Here is a 19,480-nt window from a genome sequence, read left to right as displayed (position 1 = left end):
AGCCGGGAGCCGGGAGCCGGGAGCCGGGAGCCGGGAGCCGGGAGCCGGGAGCCGGGAGCCGGGAGCCGGGAGCCGGGAGCCGGGAGCCGGGAGCCTTCGGGCTCACGGAAGAGTGGCTCCTGCACGATGGGGACGTTGTCCCGTCAGCGATCATCCTGTCCCACAAGGAGCAGCTCGATCGGCTTGCGGTCGGCTGTCCGCAGGCGTTGCCCATGGCTGTTGTGGCCGGCGACCCGTGTATCGACCAACTGCGTGCCAGCCTCCCCTTCCGGGAGAGCTACCGGCAGGCGTTCGGGCTCTTGCCGGGTCAGCGGCTCGTGGTCGTGTCCTCGACCTGGGGAAGCGGTTCGGTGCTCGGCTCACCGCGCGCCGACGTTCTCCGTCGAGTGTTGGCCGAGCTTTCCGTTGAAGAATTCCGCGTACTCGCGGTTATCCATCCGAATTCCTGGCATGGTCATGGCTCGTGGCAGCTGCACAGCTGGTTGGCTCCGTTTCTAGGTTCCGGGCTTCTCCTGCCGGTTCCGGAAAGCGACACATGGAAGGCGGCCCTCTGTTCGGCTGATTTTCTTCTGGGAGACCACGGCTCCTTGACCATGTATGGAATTGCATTGGGAATTCCCTGCATTCTCGGCGCCTTCGATGAATCGAAGGTGGCACCCGGATCCCCCATGTCCAGGCTCGGCCGGATACTGCCTCGACTGTCCGCCGATCGGCCAGTGCTGCGCCAGCTTGCCGCCCTGCACGGGCAGCGGGACGATCCGGAGCTCCAGGCGGTCGGAGAGACTGTCACGTCGGAACCGGGCCGCAGTGCCGAGTTGCTGCGCCGACTGTTCTACACCTGGCTGCGGCTGGACGAACCCGCCCATCCCGCGTCCGTGCCCGCGATACCCATACCGTTGCAGCCCTCCAGCCCGGGCACCCGCCGCGTTCCTCATGAGGCGCCCATGTTCGTCACCGTCTCCGTGACGGACGACGGCACTGTGGCAGTCGACGGTGAAGTGATCGTCCGTCGCTACCCCGCGGCGCAGCAGCACGGCCATGGCCCGCACATCGCCTCGTCTCATCTGACCGCCGACCGTGACGACCCGGACCGCCGATGGCCGCGTACGGCCGACGTGCTGCTGGTGCCGCGCGGGCGCACGGCGGGCCATCCGGAGGACGACCCGTGGTGCGCCTATGCCGCGGAATCCTCCGGCTGCGGGCTGCTCGCTGCGGAAACGGAGGAGGACGGGTGTCTGGCGCTGCTCCCGGATGGCGGTCGTGTGCAGGTGAGCTGGCTGGAGCGTCCCGCCTGGGCGGCCTTCCCCGTGGCGGCGTCGGCGGTCTACGCCTGGACGGTGCGAGAGCGCGCTGCGGGGACGGCCCGTGCCCGCCCGACACGGTCGGAGCAGATCGCCGTGCGCGCCGGCGACCTGCCCGACGCGGGACTGCTCGACCTGGCCTACGCCTGAGCCCACCTCGGCGGCGGCCTGTGCATGCTGGCTCCTACTCCTCCTCTCCGCCCTCCCGCTCCAGGCGGTGCTGTGCCTCACCCTCGTGAATGCTGCCTTCTTCCGCGAAGAGCGCGCGGGCGGACGTCCAGTCCTCGACGGCGGCCTCCCGCTCCCCCAACTGCACGCGGACATCTCCGCGCAGCAGGAGGGCCTGCGCGGCGTAGTAGGCCGAGCCCACGCCGGTCATGCCGTCCACCGCCAGGTCCAGCGCCTCGACGGCTTCGCGCAGTCGTCCACAAGCGCGGCGGTTCTCCGCGAGACGCAGCCGGGCCTTGGCCATGTTGAAACGGTCCGGTCCGTCCGGAAGACCCTCGAACTCCTCGACCGCCCGGAGAAGTTCACCTTCCGCGGCGTCGTGGCGCTCGAGCGCCGTGTACGTACTGCCCAGGTGCAGAGCGAGGAGGGCCTCGCCACGGGGATGGTCGATCCCCTCCAGTGCCGCTTGGGCACGGCTGAACAGATCGATCGCGTGCCCGGGGCGCTTGAGCTTGCGTTCGAGCAGTCCCAGCCCTTCCAGGACGCTGGACTCCGTGCGACGTTCACCCTCGCTCCGTCCGGGTACACCGGGGTTCACCAGGCTCAGCGCCTGTTCGAAGTGCTCCCGGGCCAGCCGCGAATCGCCCTCCTCCACGTTCCAGCGCTCAAGATGCGCGAAGCCCACCTCGTAGGACGCACGGGCCACCGCCATCGTGTCACCGGTCTCCAGCGCCGAGGCGAGACCGATCTCGGCCGCCTCGATCCACTGGGTGTCGCGCCCGGTACGGAGGCAGAAAGTCCGGATGGCCTGACTCAGCCGCCACGCCTCCAGATGAAGCCCCGCCTCGGCGGCCAAACGCACCGCGGCGAAGATGCCCGCCTCGCGTCGAGCCAGCTCACGCAGAGCCTCGGTCTGTCGGCGCTCGTCGGCTGCCGTGTCCGCCGGGAAGGCGTTCATCGGGCTGTAGAGCCAGCGCGTCGACAGCGTCTGCTCACCCCGCTCGGTGATCCGCAGGAAGTGATGGACGATCCGCCGCCGCACCGCCTCGCGTTCACTTTCCGTCTCGTCGCGCTCCGCGACGATCGACGCGTGATCGTGGACGAGGATGTGCATCCGGTACGTGTCGAGACCCCGGCGCTCGACCAGACCGCCCGAAATCAAGGCGCTCAGCGCGGTGCGCGCCTCCGACGGCTCCCAGTCCGATACGAGCGCGAACACGGTGTCCAGCTGGAAATCTTCACACATCAGCAAGCCCAGGCGGCGATAGAGCTGCGCCGTCCGCACGGCCATGCGCCCATAGGCCAGTTCGAGGGCTTCCGGCAGGGGATTCGGATCGTCCACGTCGAGCAGCTCCTGTCGTGCGGCGCGGTCGGCGAGCCGGGCACCGACGTCCTCTATAACGCCGGGGACGGGCGCCTTCAGATGTCCGGCGATCAGCCGCAGAGCCAGCGGCAGGCCGCCCAGGTGCCGGACAATCGGTTCAAGCTTGGCCGGATCCTCGGTAGTACGGCTCACCTTGACCAGCAGTTCCAGAGCGTGCTCGTCCCGCAGCGCCGGAACCGGAAGCGGAAGGAACTCCAGGAAGGTCGTCAGGTCGTGCGGTGCCTCCTGCCCCGTCATGAGGACGACGCCGTACGGCTGGTCGGTCAGCAGGTCACGCACCTGACGGGTCGTCGTGACATTCTCCAGCAGGAAGACCACCGAACGGTCACGCAGTTCGTGACGCACCCGCCGCGCCTTGGCCGGGACGTCACCCGGACGCTCGTCCCTCGGCACGTCGAGCTCTTCCAGCCAGCGCTCCAGCACCACCGCTGGGTCCACCATCCTCCCACCCTGCATCCCAAGGTCGGCCTGGAGGAACACCCCGAAGAGGACGTCCCGGTGCGAGTGGATCCACTGTTGCGCCGTGCTTCGCTTCCCCACTCCTCGTACACCGCTGAGGAACACGGACGTCAAGGTCCCGGCCGCCCGGCACGCGCGCCAGTGACCGTCCATCTCCCGGAACAGAGCTGTGTGGTTGACGTAGTGGAGAAGAGCCAAGGACGCCTCGGCGGGCGTCGCCCTCGTCAGAGCCTCTCCGACGAGCTCGCGCACCTCCCGCACGGCGTCGGGACGTTCAGCGAACAGTTCCAGTACACGACTCGACCACTCGTCCGTGATCTCGGTCACCGTGTCCTCGTCGCCGGCCTCCCCTGCTTCCAACGCCTGGCGACGAGCTTGCTCCAGTTCGTCTCCAACCGCCGCCTCCTCGGCTCCGTCACGGACGAACAGCGCCACCAATCGGCCCTTACCCCAGGTCCAGGCGTCCTGCACGGCGTTGCCCACCAGGCTGCTGATCACGATGCTCCCGAGAGCGACGATCTCCGGGTCCACTGCACTCCCCACGAACGAACTGGAACTGTGGTCACTTCACCGTAGGGATCACACGTGCGCGTCCGCAGGCATTCGAACCAACCAGCCATGTGCAGATTCACGCACGACTCCCCGGCCGCAGCTGTCTGACCGACTGCGCGCGGACCTGCGGTCACCCGCCACCGGCGCGGGCCGCTCTCTGGCATGTCGCAGGGCCCGTTTGCGGCGTCCAACGGGCCCGCCAGGCTAGCTCGCCATGCCGCAAGCGCCCCGAGCCCCGCGTCGTGCAGGCGTCCTCGGCATCAACCACTGACTACTCTCTGCTAAGTTTCAGTGGCATTTGGTGATCACTGAGAGGTTCTGTTGGCCGCCCACGCAACATTGCCGGGAGATCCGGCACGGCTGTCCCATCTGAAGCAAGTGTCTCCTGACCTGGCTGACGACTACATGACGCTCGAACTGCTGGCAGCGGGTCTGGCGGGGATCCAGGCCAACCAGCAGAAGGCGCTGTGGAGTTCCGCTCAGCCTTCTGTCGACCCCACAGGCTTTCCCCCGGCATGGAAGGCCGGTGTAACCCGCCTGCTCTGGAGGGCGTTGGAGGACGGCTGCCGCGAGGTGACTTCACATGCGGATGTTTTCCGCTGGTGTCGCGTTCCTCTCGGGCAATGGCCCTTGGCTCTGTGTGTCGCTCAGAGCGATTTTGAGCTCCTTCTGATTGAGAACGGTCGGCCGTCGGCCTTTGCCGAACAAGCCGCGCGGCTCCTGCTGTCCAAGGATCCCGAAGCGGAACTGGTCGAGAATCGGTGCTACGAGCTGATGATCGCCGTGGCCGACCGGAACGGGGAAACCGAACAGGAGGTCCAGAACAACTACGTTCAGCTCCGGGGCTTTCTGACGAAGCACGCGGTCGCTTCCGACATCGACCTTCTCGGTCTGCTACGGGCCTTCCCCGCCAAGGACGCCAACGGGCAGCCGTGGGTGAAGCACTGGTTCAGTCAGTGCTACCGGGCTCAGCCGGCCAGCGGCGCCGTCGTACTCAGCTTCTGCGACGGCTGCGAGAACCCGGTCTCCGGTCAGCGTGGCTGTGGCACGCCGGGCTGCACGGGCGGTCCGGTTACCCGAACTGTGGACATCATGTCCGAATACTTTGTGCAGAACAGGGCTGTTCGGCGCTTCTTTCACGATCCCGGGCTGGCAGAGCAGCGGATGTTTGCCGCCCTGGAGCCGGAATTTGGACAGCGCCTGCGTCCTTGGTGGGGCATGGACGCGGTGGACGTGGCCATCGACTTCGAAGGCACCGGGAAGATGGGAGTCGGTGAGTGGTGGGCCGCCGATGTGAAAGATCACGCCAGCGCCACACTTCTCGGGCGCTCGTTTCGTTGGAACCCACGTGCTGCGTCGCAGCGGCGGATCCTCGTCATCGCGCAGCACCGCTTTGAACAGCCCGATTACGTGGATGACCTCACCACTTCGCTGCAAGGGCGCGTACAGGGCATCGAGATCATGAGTGAGAATGCGTTCGTCGCAGCCGCACTGGCGCATGACGGGCGGCGGCGATGAGCCGGGATATTGAAGGCTGGTTCGAAGCGCTGGAAAGCAAGGCGGCGTCGTCAGGCGTGGCCGAGGCCATCAAGCCCTTCTTGTCGGCCCGCGAGTTCTTCCGGGTCGAGCTCGGGCTGTTCTTCCTGTCCGAGTACGCGCCCGGCCAGCCCGCCACCCTGATGCGTAAGTTGCTTGACGGGTACGCCCTGCCGGGTGCCGGCACTGAGACCGTCGTGCGAAACGTGCGTCGCCGCATGGGGCCTACGGCGCGGGGCGGACAGTGGAGGCTGCGTCTCAACGACTACTGCAAAGTGCCTACTCACCTGCGCTTGTTTGAACTTGACGAGGGTGCCGGGACGCGCGTGGTTCACGGCAGCGTTCTTCGTCGCCGCGGAAGTTCCACGCTGCCGGAGCGGGAGCAGGTATACCGGGACGCGATGTCGGTGCCCGTGGCCTACAAGGTGGAAGCGGGTCATGATCCCGCGTCGCCGGGGATGCGGGTGCGGCTCAAGCGAGCGGACGGCAGCATCGTCCGGTTCCGGATTCCTGACTGGCTGGAGGAGGCCGCACCCGAGCGTCGCCTGGAACCGAAGACGCACAGAATCAGGCGTCCCTTCCCGCAGCTTACGGAGGACGACTTCCACCAGGCGGCCAAGGAGATGGATCAGCGTCTCCGTACAAGCGAGCGATATCGTACGGAGAACTTCACCGGCCGTGTAGAGAGGATGGTCTTTTCTCGCACGGACAGCGAAGCCGGATGCCTGACAAACGGCCTCGGTATCTTCACGATCGACGGACTGGCTCAGGTCGTGGGCCTGATGAACTCGGGGAAGACGACCTTCAACGACGTTCTGGTCAAGATCTGTACCGACCGCGGGCTCAGGGTCGGGTACCTGGTCTCCTCCGTCGGGAACGCACTGGAGAAGGTCCGGTTCTTCCGGAGTCTGGGCATCGACGCAGTTCCGTTGATCGGCCACAGGAACCGTCCCGCGCACGTGGCACGTTACTGGGACGACCTTCTCTACGTACCGGACAACGGTCAAGCACCGCCGCTCCCGGACGGCAACGACGAGGTAGCTGCCTTCGCTACCGACATCTGCCTGCTGGACAGTCTCCTGGAACCTTCCGGTCCCGTTGCCGCGCCGCTCTCGATGGATGAGCGCCCCTGCCGGGACAAGCTCCGCGTCGACACCTCGGGCAAGCGAGCACCGATTGTCGACTGTCCGCTTCTCGCGGTGTGCCCGGCACAGGCAGCTGTACGCCGAATCCCGACGGCACAGGTCTGGGTGGCGACGCCGGCCGCTCTCCTCGCCAGCAGGGCGGAGCCCGCCTCGTACAAGACGCAGTGGGTGATTCCTGCCCAGCACGAACTCGACCTCCTCGTGGCCGACGAGGCCGACCAGGTGATGACGCAGTTCGACAAGGCGTTTATGCACCACGAACCGCTGACAAGTCCTGACGGCTGGAGCAGCCGCATTGCGCTGGCCTGGCATGAGGGGTTGGCGCGCACGTGGTACCGGCCGATGGCGGACCGGCAGGGACGGCGTTACCAGCAGTACGCGACATATCACGCGGAAGCTCTGGCCGGGTTGCTGCCGCTGCTCATGAGGCCGTCGGCCGAGGGGCAGGAGGAGGCCAGGGGCTCGGGCAGTGAGCTCTTGGAAGAGGTGACGGCTGACGGGCCATTCAGCGGGCACACCCTGCTCATGCAGCTGGCACGGGCCTTGCACGGCATCACCAGCCGCGTCGAAGAGCAGCAGCAGTCGCACCTGTGGGAGCGAGCCGAGGAGTATTTCCACACTCACTTCGCCCGGCTTGTCGAAGACCCATTCGGTTCCCCTCCCGCCGGCCTGAAGCCGCTGCTCGACACGATGACCTCTGGCTACGACACCGAGATGAGCGCCGAGGAAGTAGCCCAGGACTGGCTCACGCACCACATCCCAGAGGACATGCCCGACCCCGGCGATCGCTTGGCCGAGCTCGCGCGAGTCCTCGTCGCGGGCTGCTGGAGTGCCCGCGTCACGACCACCGTGTTCGAGCTTTCCCACATGCAGGAATCGCTCCGCGCGCTTATGGCAGTGGAGGACACGAACAACCTGCTCGCTCACCAGCCAAGGCCAGAACTGCTCGCGGTTGTGCCCGAACAGCCCATGGGCAACATGATGGCCCTCCAGTGGACCCCCAGCCCAAAGGAGGGCAGAGGGTCACTGGACTTGCTGTGGCTTCGCGGGGTCGGACGGTGGCTGCTCTATCACCTGCACGACCTGCTTGCCTGTGAGGGGGTCGAGGGCCCGCACGTGCTGCTGTCCTCGGCGACCAGCTACAACCCGCTCTCCGCCCGCTACCACATCGACGTGCTCCCCACACTGATCCTGCACGAGCCTCCCGACTGTGCCGCTGCCATCCGGGAAAGCAGGTTCTACACCCGCCCACGGCGGCGCCCAGGGCACGAACGCGGCATCTACGTGTCAGGAGCCGGAGGCCGCGGCGCCCGCCAAGCCGCCGTGCGGGCGATGACGGACGCCGTCTGCACCCCCGACCCCGGAGCGGCCCTGTCTCTCCTGGAACAGGTACTCCAAGGATGCGATCCTGAGCGCCGAAGGGCTCTGTTCGTGGTACTCAGCACCGAGGACGCAGCCACCAGCGCCCATTACATGAACACCCGGACAGCCGTGCGTGCCGTGCACGTCGTACCCGACCGCCGGGCTCCCGGGCTCTACGGTCTCAACCATCGCCGCATCTCTGCCTTCCCCAGGACCGATGCCCAGGTCATGGCGGCTGCCGAAGGCTCTGCCGGCCGCGGCCACAACATGCTCAACGACAGCGGGGTCGCCGCCATCCAGGCCATCTTCTATCTGGCACGCCTCCACCCCCCGCCCACCGACCTCTCCTTTCCTCTCGCAATTCTCAACGCCCAGGCCATACAGCGCCTTCTGAAGCCAGTTCTGTGCGACACCCCCGGCACCGACGCGGCGGACGAGATGAGGAAGCTGGCATACGGCGCCCGTGCCACCTGGGGCACGATGATGGGCCGCCCCCTCAACTTCCGGGCGATGAAGGACGACTACCTACGCCACGCCTTCATTGCAGACCAGTCAGCTTCCCTCTACCAGACAACCGGTAGGGGGCTGCGCGGCAATGTGCCCGTCCAGGTCTACCTCCTCGACGCGGCATTCGCCCCGCGCGCGGCAGACCCTCGCGACACCGCCCCGGACACCGAGCGAACCAGCGTGCTCATCGCCTGCCGAGAACTCACACGCCGAATGCTCACCGATCCAGGGCCGACAGCCGACTCCCACGTGCGCCTCAACCATCAGATCTACACCGCCACGTGGGGTCTGCTGGGACACCTCCTCGACACCATCGACTGGGGATAACAGACATGACCGAAGCCGACAGCACGGCAACGGATTCCGGCACGAAGAAGCCGCCGCCGCGCTACGACCACATCATCACGCCCGGCTTCGTGGCACGCCGCGGAGCCACACTGCCCATCACCGTACACACGGCGAAATTCCCACCGTCGCTCCTGGCACGGCTTGAACGCGCCTGGAACAGCAACCCGAAAGCGCGCTCCCCGTACCTGCCGACCTACGCCTTGCGCGAGCTGATCGAGCAGGTGGAACCCGCCGTCCTCGCGGTCGAAGGCCGGCTGGGAGACGGTCCTTGGCTCCACGCCATGCGAATGCCCCATAACGAGCTTCCGCTGCAACTAGCTCTCGAATTCTGGATCACTACACACGTCGCGCCCCATCAGAACGACGTCGACTGGCCCACCATGGTGAAACGCGCCCTGCCACTGGAATGGGCGCAGGCAGAGGTCGACCTTCTGGCCCACGGCAACGCCGCAAACGGAACAGCAAGCCCGCACAGCAGCACCTTCTCCCTGCTTGCCACCTACATTGCCGGATGCTGGGTGGACGAAAAGCTATCCCTGCCAGGGCACACCGCGAAAGGCTTCTCGGTTCTTGGTCAACTGACCGACCGCGGTGAGCGCAGCATCTACAGCTGGCCACCCCGAGAACTTGACGATGACGGGGCCTACGGCCTCTGGACCCACCGGACAGCACTGCGTGTGGTCTCCATGCCCCACGACGGTCGACTCATCCTCCGAGCCGTTCCCCACATCGCCCGCTTCGGCGGTACGCAGCCTGCGTACATCCCACGCCGCGGCGACACCCCAGCCACGGCCACCATCCTGCTCTACCTGGCCAAGGGCGCACTGCGTGACGTCGAGCGCCCCATGCTCCTCCGCGCACCGGTCACAGTCAGCGGCAAGAAGGAGGACATGCGGTGGCAGTGGCAGCCTGGCATCGCGCGCATCCTGCCCTCCCTCCCAGCCAGCAACCGCTACCCCAACCCCGAGGACGTCCGAACCGACCCCCGCCGCGCCGCCGGCGTCAACCGCAGCGCCGAAGAGGACAAGGAACCCACCGCGCTGCTGCTGCACGCCACCGGCTACACCTACCTCACTCGGACCGATCTCGCTGACGTCCAACCGGAATTCAGCACCCACGGCCACCCTGCGGAAAGCGGCCTGCAGCCCATCGACCACCTCACCCTCTTCGAGCACCTGAAGGAACCGCTCGCAAAGCTCAACTTCGACCCGCTCCCCGCCTTGGACAGGACACCCCAACGCCGAGCCCCTCGGCTCGCCCCTGCACGCGAGGACGCCCACTACCACTTCGAACTCTGGCACTGCGCACCGAGGACCTATCAAGCAGTCCATCTGGCCCTCACCAAGCTGCTTAACTACCAACACCTCGGTGAACGCAGCACAGAACCTGGCGTTCACGACTATGCCGGGCCCACCAAGATCACACTGGTCCTACGCAATCCCGGGACCCTCGTTTCCGGCCTGCCCAAGCCACCGCCACACGCGGACCCAGAATCCCGCAAGGCTCACCGAAAGCAGGAGCGGGAGCAGCGAGCTGAAGCACTGCGCAAGGAATTCCCCGAAGCCGACCACATGATCGGCTGCCTCGTGGAGATCGACAAACCAGTCAACTTCGCCATGGCCGGAGAGGACGACCCCAAGCGGTTCCTGAAGGACACCCTGCCGGAGCTGAACCGGCACGTGCAATGCCTGCACCCGGTCACAGCGGCTCCCAAGCCCGACGCCAAGAAGGCGGGGCTGAAGCCCTTCGAGGACAGCGACATCCGCTGCGAGGACGTGCAGCGTGCCGCTTCCTCGGTGAAGGACCTCCTGCGCTCGCTCGGCCATCTGCCCCGCCTGCCGGCACCCCGCAGCGTCAAGGGCCGCTTCGAACTGGCCACCCTGCACGTCGCTCAGGCCGGCTCATGGATCGTCCCATTCGTCCTGCGCATGGATACCGACGGCAACACCACAGCCCAACTCGTGGCGAGTCCTGGCCATCCGCACGAAGCGCCCATTCCCATCGAACACCTGCCCCGAGCTCTAACCTCCGGACGAGGGCGAATGCGGCGGCGTGACAGGGCGCAGCTGAACGACTTCATCACCCAGGCACTCGCAATCGACTCCCGCACAGAGCGACTCTTCCTCGCCCGAGCGCAGACCCTGCGCAACAAGGATGTGTGGTCCTGGCTGCAGAATCCCCACATCACGCCGGACTCGCTCCGGCTCCCTGGCGAAGACTGCGCCCACCCCAACCGCGCCGAAGGCCGGCGCCCGGAGGACCTGCCCGGCCTGCGCATCGTTCGCGTCAACGAGGAGTCCTACGAGATCCCGCTGGCATTCGGCGCCAACCTCAACGACGAGACCGATGCCCCCGCCACCGACGGCTCACCCGACGAGACCAGCGACGAAGAAGCGCACGCAGAGCCGGCATCCGGTGCAACCGAGCTGCCATACGAGGAGTGGGGCAGGTACTCCGGCGTCGTCCCGTGGAACGACCACGTCTTCCTGGCGATCAACCCAAGGCCGGATACGCATCAGCTGCCCAAGACCGTCTCCAAATATGCGGCAGACGAGCAGAACGCCACCCGCCACGGAGCCAACCCCACGTCCCTCGAGATCCATGTCTCCTTCAAGCAACCCCGCGACCACGCCTCCGACCTGGCCGCGTACGTAAACAACCTGCGCAGGTGCCACCTCCACACGGAAACCGCGACGCGCATGCCCCTGCTCCTGCACCTCGCCAAGCTCATGGAGGAGTACATCAACTGAAGCCAGAAGAACGCACACCCGAAGCCCCTAAGTACGGACTGGCACGCGGGCCCAGGCCCGGAGATCCATTCAGCAGCGGTGAGTATGGCGGCGGGTCCCCGGCGCACCTGCCCACGCGCGCCAAAGCACTGCGCGCCACGAAGGGGCACCGGCGCGCAACAGCGACTACGTGCTGGTGACCAGCTGCCCAGTCACGGAACCCTGGTGTAGGGGCCGGGGATTACACCTGCGCGCCTCCGAGGGAAGCGGCAACATAGCGGATGATCGCCGGTTAGCCAAACCGGCGGTCCCGCGCATCATTGCTAGTCCACCGCCACCACCTGCCCCTACGTCGAAAGGCGCCACCCGACGACCAAGCGCGACACGCTCATGGCCACGGTGCCGTCAAGCGATCACGCCGCCGCGTAGCTCGCCCGGAACAGATCCTGCGCACGCTCCACGTCCCTCGGCGTACGGAGCTGCACCTCCAGATCACCCGTCCCGTGGTGGCCGAGCCCGGACACGTCCCGGGTGTAGCCGGGAACGAGGTCGACGTGCTTCGGGTCGACCTTCAGGTAGACCAGCAGCTTGCTCCTCTGAGGCGGACAGACGCATGCGAAGTTCCGCAGACGCTGATACGCCCGGTACTGCTTGCGCTCGACGCGGTTGACGCCGTCCCCGAGGCCAAGCAGCACCTCATCAACCGCCTCCGCCAGCTCCGCCAGCGCCCCGCCCTGCTCTCGCGCGGGCGGCAGCCCGGCCGCGCTCCGGCGAACCCGCCGCGCGGCCGGCGTCCGCCCGGTGACGGAAGCCACGGTCTCAAGTCCAATCAGGTCCTTGCCGAAGAACCGGTAGCGGACCAGGTCGATGCTGCGCCTGTGCTCGCGTACGGCGTGCCCGTCGTAGCGAGTGAAATCGCCGGCGACACAGATCAGCCGAGGTGCGCTCCACAGCACCTGGGACGCGGCCGAGACCCCGAGCCGGTCGCGGACCAGGTTCCGGAAGGCGTCCTTGTGCGCCATCAGCCACGCCATGTAATACAGGCCCTGATTGATCACGCCGGCCGCGGTGCCGCGCTTGAACTCCACGACCACCGGCGCCCCGTTCTCATCGAGCCCCAGCGAATCGATCCGGCCGCCGTCAGCACAGTCGATGACGTACTCGCTCGCCAGGAACCGCACCCCCAGCATCGTCTCCATGTGCGCCTCGACGAGGCCCTGCACATCCGCCTCGACCTCGGCAAGACGCGGCGCGACCTCCGTAACGCCGCCGTTCGTCGTGTGGAACAGCTTCAGGCCCGACACCTTCCCCTCCTCGGCTCGAAGATCGAGAACGCAGGAGAGGGGTAGATCTATTTCCGCGCGGGCGCACCGAACAGGTGAGGAGATGTGAGACGGTGACCACCTGGCACAGTCGGGAACCCCTGCATCCCATCCGTCCCAGAGGTGCCCTCGTCCCACATACGTCCCACAAAACCCCTGACAGCGTGTCAGTGAGGAAGAAAGTGGCAGGTCAAAGCACCTGCCGACGAGATGCGCCAGGCGCCTTCTAAGCGCTTGGCCGCAGGTTCGAGTCCTGCCGGGGGCGCAAGTCTCCGCCCTCCCTTTGGGAGGGCATTTTTGCTGTTCAGAGCGCGTTTCACTCGCCACGACGACGCCCTGACCCCCTCCCCCGATGATCACGGGGAGGGTCCGGGGTTGTCCGGCTGTCACCGGGGTCTCGCGGGCCGCCCTGTCGAATGCGTGTCGAAGTTTTTGGCCGGAACAGCCAGCCGGCGTCCCGCAGCTCGGGAGATCGCTCGCAGCTTCGAGCCGCCTCTTGAGATCAGGAAGCCGCCCTCGACACATCGGGCGTAGGTGGCCAGCAGCACGGGGGGACGCCCTTTGCCAGCCCGGTCGCCACCTGGGCGGGCGGTATCCCGTCGTTGAGCCACTTCGTCACAGGGCTCCGTCAGGCACGTGTGCCGGTTGTCGTACACACTCTCACCCCTGGGCGACTCGAAGACGCGAGCAGGCAGCACCGCCTTGCGGACGCCTCCACCAGGCCCGGCGGATCACGAAGCCCGCCAGAACGCCGTCCGCCTCCCCCCGGAAGAGGCGCATGTCCGAGGTCTTCGCAGTCAGGCTCTTCCCGTTGGGTCCGTTGGCTTTCACATTACGGACGGGGGCGTCGGTCGTGCGCCGGATGACCCGGACCTGGCCGTCCAGCTCGACGGTGATCGCCGAGTCCGAGACATGCGCGGTCACGGCCTGCCTGGAACGGCCCAGCTGGGCAGCGACCTCAGTCACCGTCGCACCAGCCAGCACCGCAAGCACAGCCCGGTATCTCTGCTCGACAACCGACAACTCCACCAGCGCCAATCCCGGCCTCCTGCCACACGCCACACGCCACCACGACGTGCACAGAAAAGCCGATCACGGCCACTGTCAACCATCAGCTGGGACCGAAGTGTCAAGCATCTCCCGGGACCGGACAGATCAAGAGCCGCACATCATGATTCAAACTTTCTCTACTGGTTCAAGCCCCGGCTGCGCTCCGCTCCGCCGCGCCGACCCAGGCAGAGCCGAGCAGGCGCGGCCCATGGCGTCCAGGTCGTTCGTACAGTGGCGCGCTCCACTTGGACGTCATGGACCACGCCCGCTCCACGGCGTGTGGGTCGACGGCGGACGGGATGGGAGCTGAGGTGGGTGGGGTGAATGGTCTTGTAACTCAGCCCGTGTCGATCACGGGTTATTCACTCGCTGAGAAGCCAGGTCTAAGCGGCGCAACAACAAACTCCCGAAAGCGATCGCTTCATAGGCTTCGGCTTCCTCTTCCTTAGGCGGATTGCCATGAGCGCGGGGATTTCGCAGGCCAGCCATAGCCCCCATGTACAAGAACTTGAACCCTGCCTGCTCGCTCTGCCCGGACATGCCATGAGACTTCCGAACGTCCAAACCTGAATCCGAGAACGCTTTGGCCATCAGCGATTGACCCGAATCGGAGAGCTCCCCAGTCACCTTTTGAACCCGGAACTCAATGTGACGAAAAACCGCAAGAACAGCTTGCGTTAAATGACCGTCAGCCCAGAGTTCGCCCGCCGTAGAAATAACTTCCGGATGCATTTCATCGAGCGTGCGACCCAAGCGCAAGGTGTCAGACTTAAGGATGAAGTCCTCGCGCTTTCGCCAATAGTCGGCAATGTTGAAAATCCCGGCAAAGAAGCGAACCCGACTGTCCACGGACAGTGAAGCAGGTACATACTGATCCCAACCGCCGCTCCGAGCGGCGCCAACGCACCAGGGCTCGAGTTCCATGACCCCCATCAGGAAATCGATTGGATTGCGGAAGCTGAGCCCCTCAAGCGCAGAATTGATACGCGCAGCCTTAGTGGGCGTGATACTAACTCGCCCCAACACCCATCGACTCTCCTCCCGTTCCTTCTCCGCGGCCTCCGCAAGAATCTCGAAAAATAGACGCAAGATCACATCGGCTCCCGCGCAGTTAGCAACTCCTGCGAACGTCAAATGTACTTCACCTAAGGAGTCGCGAATGTTGATGCTCTCTGCGGTTTCCCTGATGAGCCCAGGGGGCAATTCAAGGACGGCGGTAGGCAGTGACGTGTTGGACCTCTGAAGTAGCCGGTTCAGCTTTTTGGGGCTCAGCCAGCGACCGTCTCTCTTGTGAGCCGTGAACGCAGTTTGAAGGAGTAGTCTTCCAGAATCTCCGGCAGGCCGAGGGAATCCTTCAGGTAGCTCGATCGAGATAGACATATTCTCCAAAGTCTCCCTCTTACCCACTCTTGCGATGGCTTGATCTGGTAGAAGTGACCGTCTATCGATACCCGGGGCATAGACCCCCTCATACACTGTGGCCACGTGTGCACGCAGGAGATCCGCAAGGATAGGGGCGGAGCAGGGGCCACTGGGTGACTATCGGGGCGCCGACGGTGCGAGCTGGGCCGTCTCTGGGCCGTCCGAGGGCGCTCGGCGGTGACCCGCAGCGACCACCAGTGACAGTTGTCCAGGGCAACAGCCGCAGGTCACCCAAGTCGATCTGCGACACTGGTACGGCCATGCCTAAAGAGCTCGTAACACGATCTTGTTGAGGTCCGCGGTGTGACTGAGCCCTTCAGTTGCCGCTCGGTCAGTTCAGGTGGCACTTTGGGCGCTGGTCTCGCACGGGATGCCGGGCCACAGGGGATGGTCTCCTGAAGGGCGGATCACGTGAGTGCAAGCGAGGGACGGGAGCACTGGGAGTTGTTGCCCGGAGCCGGGGTGGGGCCGCTGCGGTTCGGGATGGGCCCGGTCGAGGTTGCCGACGCGCTTCGAGTCTCTGACCCGCAGAAACTGGTGGGCGGTCTCTACGGGCAGGAAAATTTCGCCGATGGGGTGAAGGTGTTCTACGACGCAGGCAAGTTGGCGTGCGTTGTTCTGGACGCGGTCACGGGTCCGCAGGTCTTGCTGGCGGGCTTTGCACTGGCCGGCGGCGATCCCGAGCAGGCGCACCAGTTCCTTCTTGACTACGCCGCCGAGCACGGGAGTTGTCTGTTGTACACCCTCGATGGCTCCCTCGCCCTGACCGATCTGGGGGTTCTTCTGCGCTCACAGGAGGTCGGTGGCGTGGGGATGTCGCGGCCGGTCTTCGTGAAGGAGGACTGGTTGGAGTCGGAGTACTACCGCGATCGCCTTCCTTTGGAAGGCGTCCCGGCCACCGCCGAATCGCCCTGGCCGTCCTAGAGACGCGTGCCGCTGCCGCAGCGGGACGGGCGTGACCGGTGTGGCGATTCGGCCGTTTGAGAGGGCGTGAGTGTTCGACCGTGGATTGTGGACGATGACCTCTGGGTGTTGATCGAGCCGTTACTGCCGCCATGGCCACAGAAGGCACCCGGTCCAAAGCCGGTGGATGACCGGTTGTGCCTGCAGGGCATCCTGTATGTGCTTTACAACGACGTCAGCTGGCAACTGCTGCCGCTGGAGCTGGGGTTCGGATCCGGACAGACCTGCTGGTGCCGACTGGGCCGGTGGCAAGAGGCCGGCGTCTTCGACAAGCTGCACCACATCCTGCTCGCCGAGTTGCATGCGGCCGCCGCCCTGGACTGGACGCGGGCCTGCGTGGACGCCTCCCACATTCGCGCGAAAAAAGGGGCGAGGCCACCGGCCCGTCTCCGGTCGACCGCGGGAAGACGGGCAGTAAACACCACCTGATCTGCGACGGGAAGGGTACGCCATTCAAGGTCATCACCACTGCGGCCAATGTCAACGACGTCACCCAGGCCCTCGCCCTGGTCGACGGCATTCCGCCCGTCGCTGGGAAGCCGGGCCGTCCGCGCAGACGACCCGACGCACTTCTGGGTGACAAGGGCTACGACAGTAACCCCAACCGGGGTGAGCTGCGCAGACGTCGCATCCGGCCGGTGATCTCCCGCAAGGGTGCCCCGAACATCAAGGGCCTCGGCAAGCTCCGCTACGTCGTCGAGCAGACTTTCTCTCTCCTGCATCACTTCAAGCGCCTGGCCGTCCGCTGGGACAGACGCCTCGACCTGCACGATGCCTTCGTCTCCCTGGCCTGCGGTCTCATCTGCTGGAGACGCCTCAAGAAAGCCCGCTCATGATCGTGTTACGAGCTCTAAGCCCGGAGAAATGAGCTGGCGCGGGTCTCGCGCAGCGCGAGCAACTACCTGACACGTTGTCCCTCAATTGCCTCAAGTCACTCTCTTGGACAGGGACTTGCTGGCAGAGTAGGCAGCGGGGGAGCTAAGGCGGCCAGCCCCCGCCAGCACTAGCATCGATTAACGGGTTACCCATACTGGAGCAGTCCATGAAAAGGGCATTCGTTGGACTTTCAACGCCACTATGCTACGACTACGGGAACCCAATCAAACCATACAGTGAGAATGAAGCTGATATCCCCAACCCAATTCTTGAAAACACGATGGGTCTACTTCTCTGCTATGACGAAATTTGGTTTCTTTCGCGTGAAGCTTGCCCGCTAGCCCTGCATGACATTGAGTATGTGAAATTCGTTTCGGATGATCCAGAATTACTAAGTCGAGCGCAGACTGCACACTCCCAGTACTACGAACTCTACAGGGAGTGGTTCCGGAGCCCAGAATACTGGCTCCGCTTCAATGTGCCCGAAATTGATATCAGAAGTCAGGACGAACCCGACGTCTACGTATCTACGGTCGAATCCCTTCGGAAGTCAGTTAAATTCAACCTGATGCCAGACAATCATGGCCGCGACGTCCTGGGCATGGGGATGGGAAATGCCGACGAGTGCAACCTAATCATAGACATTGGGGTTGCAGCAGCTCTAGATATGCAGTTGGAGGTAATAATGAACTCCTTCACTGCAGCGCATTCAATCTCAGACATCCCGTCAGCCCTGAACAGGGGAACGCTCGAACAATGGAGAATTGAGGCAGCCGAGCATATCACCACCGTAAAGACGATTGACTTCCTTGGTCCAAAGGGTGCCTATCATGAAAGCATTGAGTCACTGCGCTCCCATCCCAGAGTTGCTGAATTTCGACAGTATCTAAGCCTGCTGGAACGCCCGGCGAGTGACGTGGCTGCCCTTGCTGAAGAGGTTGAGGAACTGGCACTCAAGCATGCCCGTGACAGCCTCGAAAAATATCTCAGCGGTACGGGCAAAATTCACACCGTTGGTGCTGCAGCGATCGGGACTGCCGGGAATTTGATCCATCCCGGCTTGGGAAGCGCTTTGGGTGGGGCCCTCAGTGCAATTCAATGGATCAAGGATAGGAAAGCTCGAAATCAAATGGCGTGGTCCCTCTTTGTGGTCGATGCCCGTACTCGCGGGGGACCACGACACTGACTGGGTTCGGTGCGGTCCGAACGATCGCCTGATCCTCTCCAACACCTGAGACGGCAGTCGGTCAATCAAGGACTATAATGGATGCGGCTATAGCGACTAGCACCGTGGTTCCCGCATACCCCGCGAGTCTGGTGCCGGTGGCAAGATGGTGACAGTAAGCGGCGAGCGCCGCCAACTCTATCAATGCCACCAACAGTAGAAGAGCTCCGTTCAGGCGGCCGGCATAGGTGAGGGCCCCATTGACGTCCTCGGAGCCGAGCCATATGAATTCAGCGGCCGTGAAGAACAGGGTCGCTGTGAGAACCGCGGTCAGTACCCTTCTCAGCGTCATGTCTTCCATGAGAGCCGCCGTCGGGTGGCGCACGCTCCTTCTGCTCGCCCATCGGAGGGCCCGAGGTGATGGACAGCGTGGCGGCCGGGGCTCACTGCGAGGTGGCGGGATCGGTTGTGGACGGTCTGGCGCGGACGACGGCTTGGTCTCCCCGTGGACCGAAGAGGTGCAGGATCTCCACGGCGCTCGTGTCCGCGGGGCCGAACCAGTGGGGCTCGGCGGTGTCGAACTCGGCCACTTCGCCGGGCCGCAGCGTGAAGTCCTGCGCCCCGAGGATGAGGCGTAGGCGACCGGCGAGGACGTAGAGCCATTCGTAGCCCTCGTGGGTGACCAGTTCCGGCCGGCGGGGTGACAGGACCTGCTTGAAGACCTGTACTCGGCCCGGGTACTGCGTCAGGGGCACGAGGACGCTCCCGCCCTTTTTGCGCAGGGGCTGCAGGTGCACCCGGGGGTCACCGCTGGCCGGCGCCGCCACCAGTTGGTCGAGTGCGACGCGGTGCGCCCGTGCCAGCGGGATGAGCAGGTCAAGAGTCGGGCGCCGATGGCCCGACTCCACCCGGGACAGTGTGCTGACCGAGATCCCGGTCGTGGCCGCGAGGGCCTCGAGCGTGAGTCCGCGTTCGCGGCGCAGCCTGCGCAGCCGGGGCCCGATGCCGTCGAGGATCTGCTCCAGCTCCGCGTCCATGGATCCTGTGTCCATGGGTCCTGTGGTCATGGATCCTGTGTCCATGGGTCCTGTGGTCATGGATCCAGTTTTGCAGTGTTCGCAAAATCGGTGGGTTGCGGCCGTCGTCCGGGCCGAGTCTTGCCGGGCATTGTTCCCGGACCTCAGAGGCAGA

The 19,480-nt window shown here is 65.1% G+C and carries 13 protein-coding genes; 7 read left to right on the top strand and 6 right to left on the bottom strand.

Annotation, left to right across the window (positions count from 1 at the left end):
* Positions 1-212 precede the first annotated feature (212 nt).
* Positions 213-1,451 carry a hypothetical protein gene (locus tag ACIBAF_RS30070; RefSeq protein ID WP_399467213.1) on the top strand — a complete coding sequence of 413 codons (1,239 nt, stop codon included), beginning with the start codon at positions 213-215 and terminating at the stop codon, positions 1,449-1,451.
* Between the two features lie 34 nt (positions 1,452-1,485).
* Here the strand turns inward: ACIBAF_RS30070 and ACIBAF_RS30065 are convergent, their stop codons facing one another.
* A complete protein-coding gene (locus ACIBAF_RS30065; RefSeq protein ID WP_399467212.1) occupies positions 1,486-3,279 on the bottom strand; it encodes a hypothetical protein in 1,794 nt (597 codons plus the stop codon).
* Between the two features lie 906 nt (positions 3,280-4,185).
* Here ACIBAF_RS30065 and ACIBAF_RS30060 point away from each other — a divergent pair.
* From ACIBAF_RS30060 to ACIBAF_RS30050, 3 genes are read left to right on the top strand one after another with little or no spacing between them, the layout of a single operon-like run.
* A complete protein-coding gene (locus ACIBAF_RS30060) occupies positions 4,186-5,382 on the top strand; it encodes a hypothetical protein (RefSeq protein ID WP_399467211.1) in 1,197 nt (398 codons plus the stop codon).
* A complete protein-coding gene (locus tag ACIBAF_RS30055) occupies positions 5,379-8,741 on the top strand; it encodes a hypothetical protein (RefSeq protein ID WP_399467210.1) in 3,363 nt (1,120 codons plus the stop codon). Before ACIBAF_RS30060 ends, ACIBAF_RS30055 begins: the two co-directional genes overlap by 4 nt.
* 5 nt (positions 8,742-8,746) lie before the next feature.
* Positions 8,747-11,512, top strand: coding sequence for an RNaseH domain-containing protein (locus tag ACIBAF_RS30050; protein ID WP_399467209.1), 2,766 nt, complete (start codon positions 8,747-8,749; stop codon positions 11,510-11,512).
* Positions 11,513-11,904: 392 nt separating this feature from the next.
* Here the strand turns inward: ACIBAF_RS30050 and ACIBAF_RS30045 are convergent, their stop codons facing one another.
* The 3 genes from ACIBAF_RS30045 to ACIBAF_RS30035 form a co-directional block, all read right to left on the bottom strand.
* On the bottom strand, positions 11,905-12,795 hold the full coding sequence (locus ACIBAF_RS30045; RefSeq protein ID WP_399467208.1) for a DUF5655 domain-containing protein: 891 nt from the start codon (positions 12,793-12,795) through the stop codon (positions 11,905-11,907).
* Positions 12,796-13,473: 678 nt separating this feature from the next.
* Positions 13,474-13,842 carry a helix-turn-helix domain-containing protein gene (locus tag ACIBAF_RS30040; RefSeq protein ID WP_399467220.1) on the bottom strand — a complete coding sequence of 123 codons (369 nt, stop codon included), beginning with the start codon at positions 13,840-13,842 and terminating at the stop codon, positions 13,474-13,476.
* 372 nt (positions 13,843-14,214) lie between these two features.
* The gene (locus ACIBAF_RS30035) at positions 14,215-14,997 is read right to left on the bottom strand and encodes a TIGR02391 family protein (protein WP_399467206.1); all 783 of its coding nucleotides are present in this window, start codon (positions 14,995-14,997) and stop codon (positions 14,215-14,217) included.
* A gap of 699 nt (positions 14,998-15,696) precedes the next feature.
* Between ACIBAF_RS30035 and ACIBAF_RS30030 the strand changes: the two genes are divergently transcribed.
* The 3 genes from ACIBAF_RS30030 to ACIBAF_RS30020 all read left to right on the top strand — a co-directional run bounded on the left by ACIBAF_RS30030 (position 15,697) and on the right by ACIBAF_RS30020 (position 18,310).
* Positions 15,697-16,209 carry a hypothetical protein gene (locus ACIBAF_RS30030; RefSeq protein WP_399467204.1) on the top strand — a complete coding sequence of 171 codons (513 nt, stop codon included), beginning with the start codon at positions 15,697-15,699 and terminating at the stop codon, positions 16,207-16,209.
* A 66-nt stretch (positions 16,210-16,275) separates the two neighbouring features.
* Positions 16,276-17,084, top strand: a protein-coding gene (locus tag ACIBAF_RS30025) for an IS5 family transposase (protein ID WP_399467203.1) whose coding sequence is annotated in 2 segments (ribosomal slippage) — positions 16,276-16,593 and positions 16,596-17,084 — 807 coding nt in all. Because the reading frame shifts where the segments join, the coding sequence is not laid out codon by codon here.
* Positions 17,085-17,290: 206 nt separating this feature from the next.
* Positions 17,291-18,310, top strand: coding sequence for a hypothetical protein (locus tag ACIBAF_RS30020; protein ID WP_399467201.1), 1,020 nt, complete (start codon positions 17,291-17,293; stop codon positions 18,308-18,310).
* Positions 18,311-18,371: 61 nt separating this feature from the next.
* On the opposite strand, the gene ACIBAF_RS30015 is transcribed toward ACIBAF_RS30020, so the two are convergent.
* The gene (locus tag ACIBAF_RS30015; RefSeq protein WP_399467200.1) at positions 18,372-18,650 is read right to left on the bottom strand and encodes a hypothetical protein; all 279 of its coding nucleotides are present in this window, start codon (positions 18,648-18,650) and stop codon (positions 18,372-18,374) included.
* Between the two features lie 82 nt (positions 18,651-18,732).
* Complete coding sequence (locus tag ACIBAF_RS30010) at positions 18,733-19,356, bottom strand: helix-turn-helix domain-containing protein (RefSeq protein WP_399467199.1); 624 nt, start codon at positions 19,354-19,356, stop codon at positions 18,733-18,735.
* Between the last annotated feature and the right edge of the window lie 124 nt (positions 19,357-19,480).

It is taken from the genome of Streptomyces sp. NPDC051677, from assembly GCF_044453465.1.
Classification (GTDB): domain Bacteria; phylum Actinomycetota; class Actinomycetes; order Streptomycetales; family Streptomycetaceae; genus Streptomyces.
Note: the sequence above shows the minus strand (reverse complement) of the source record. Positions and strands in the feature narration are given on the sequence as shown.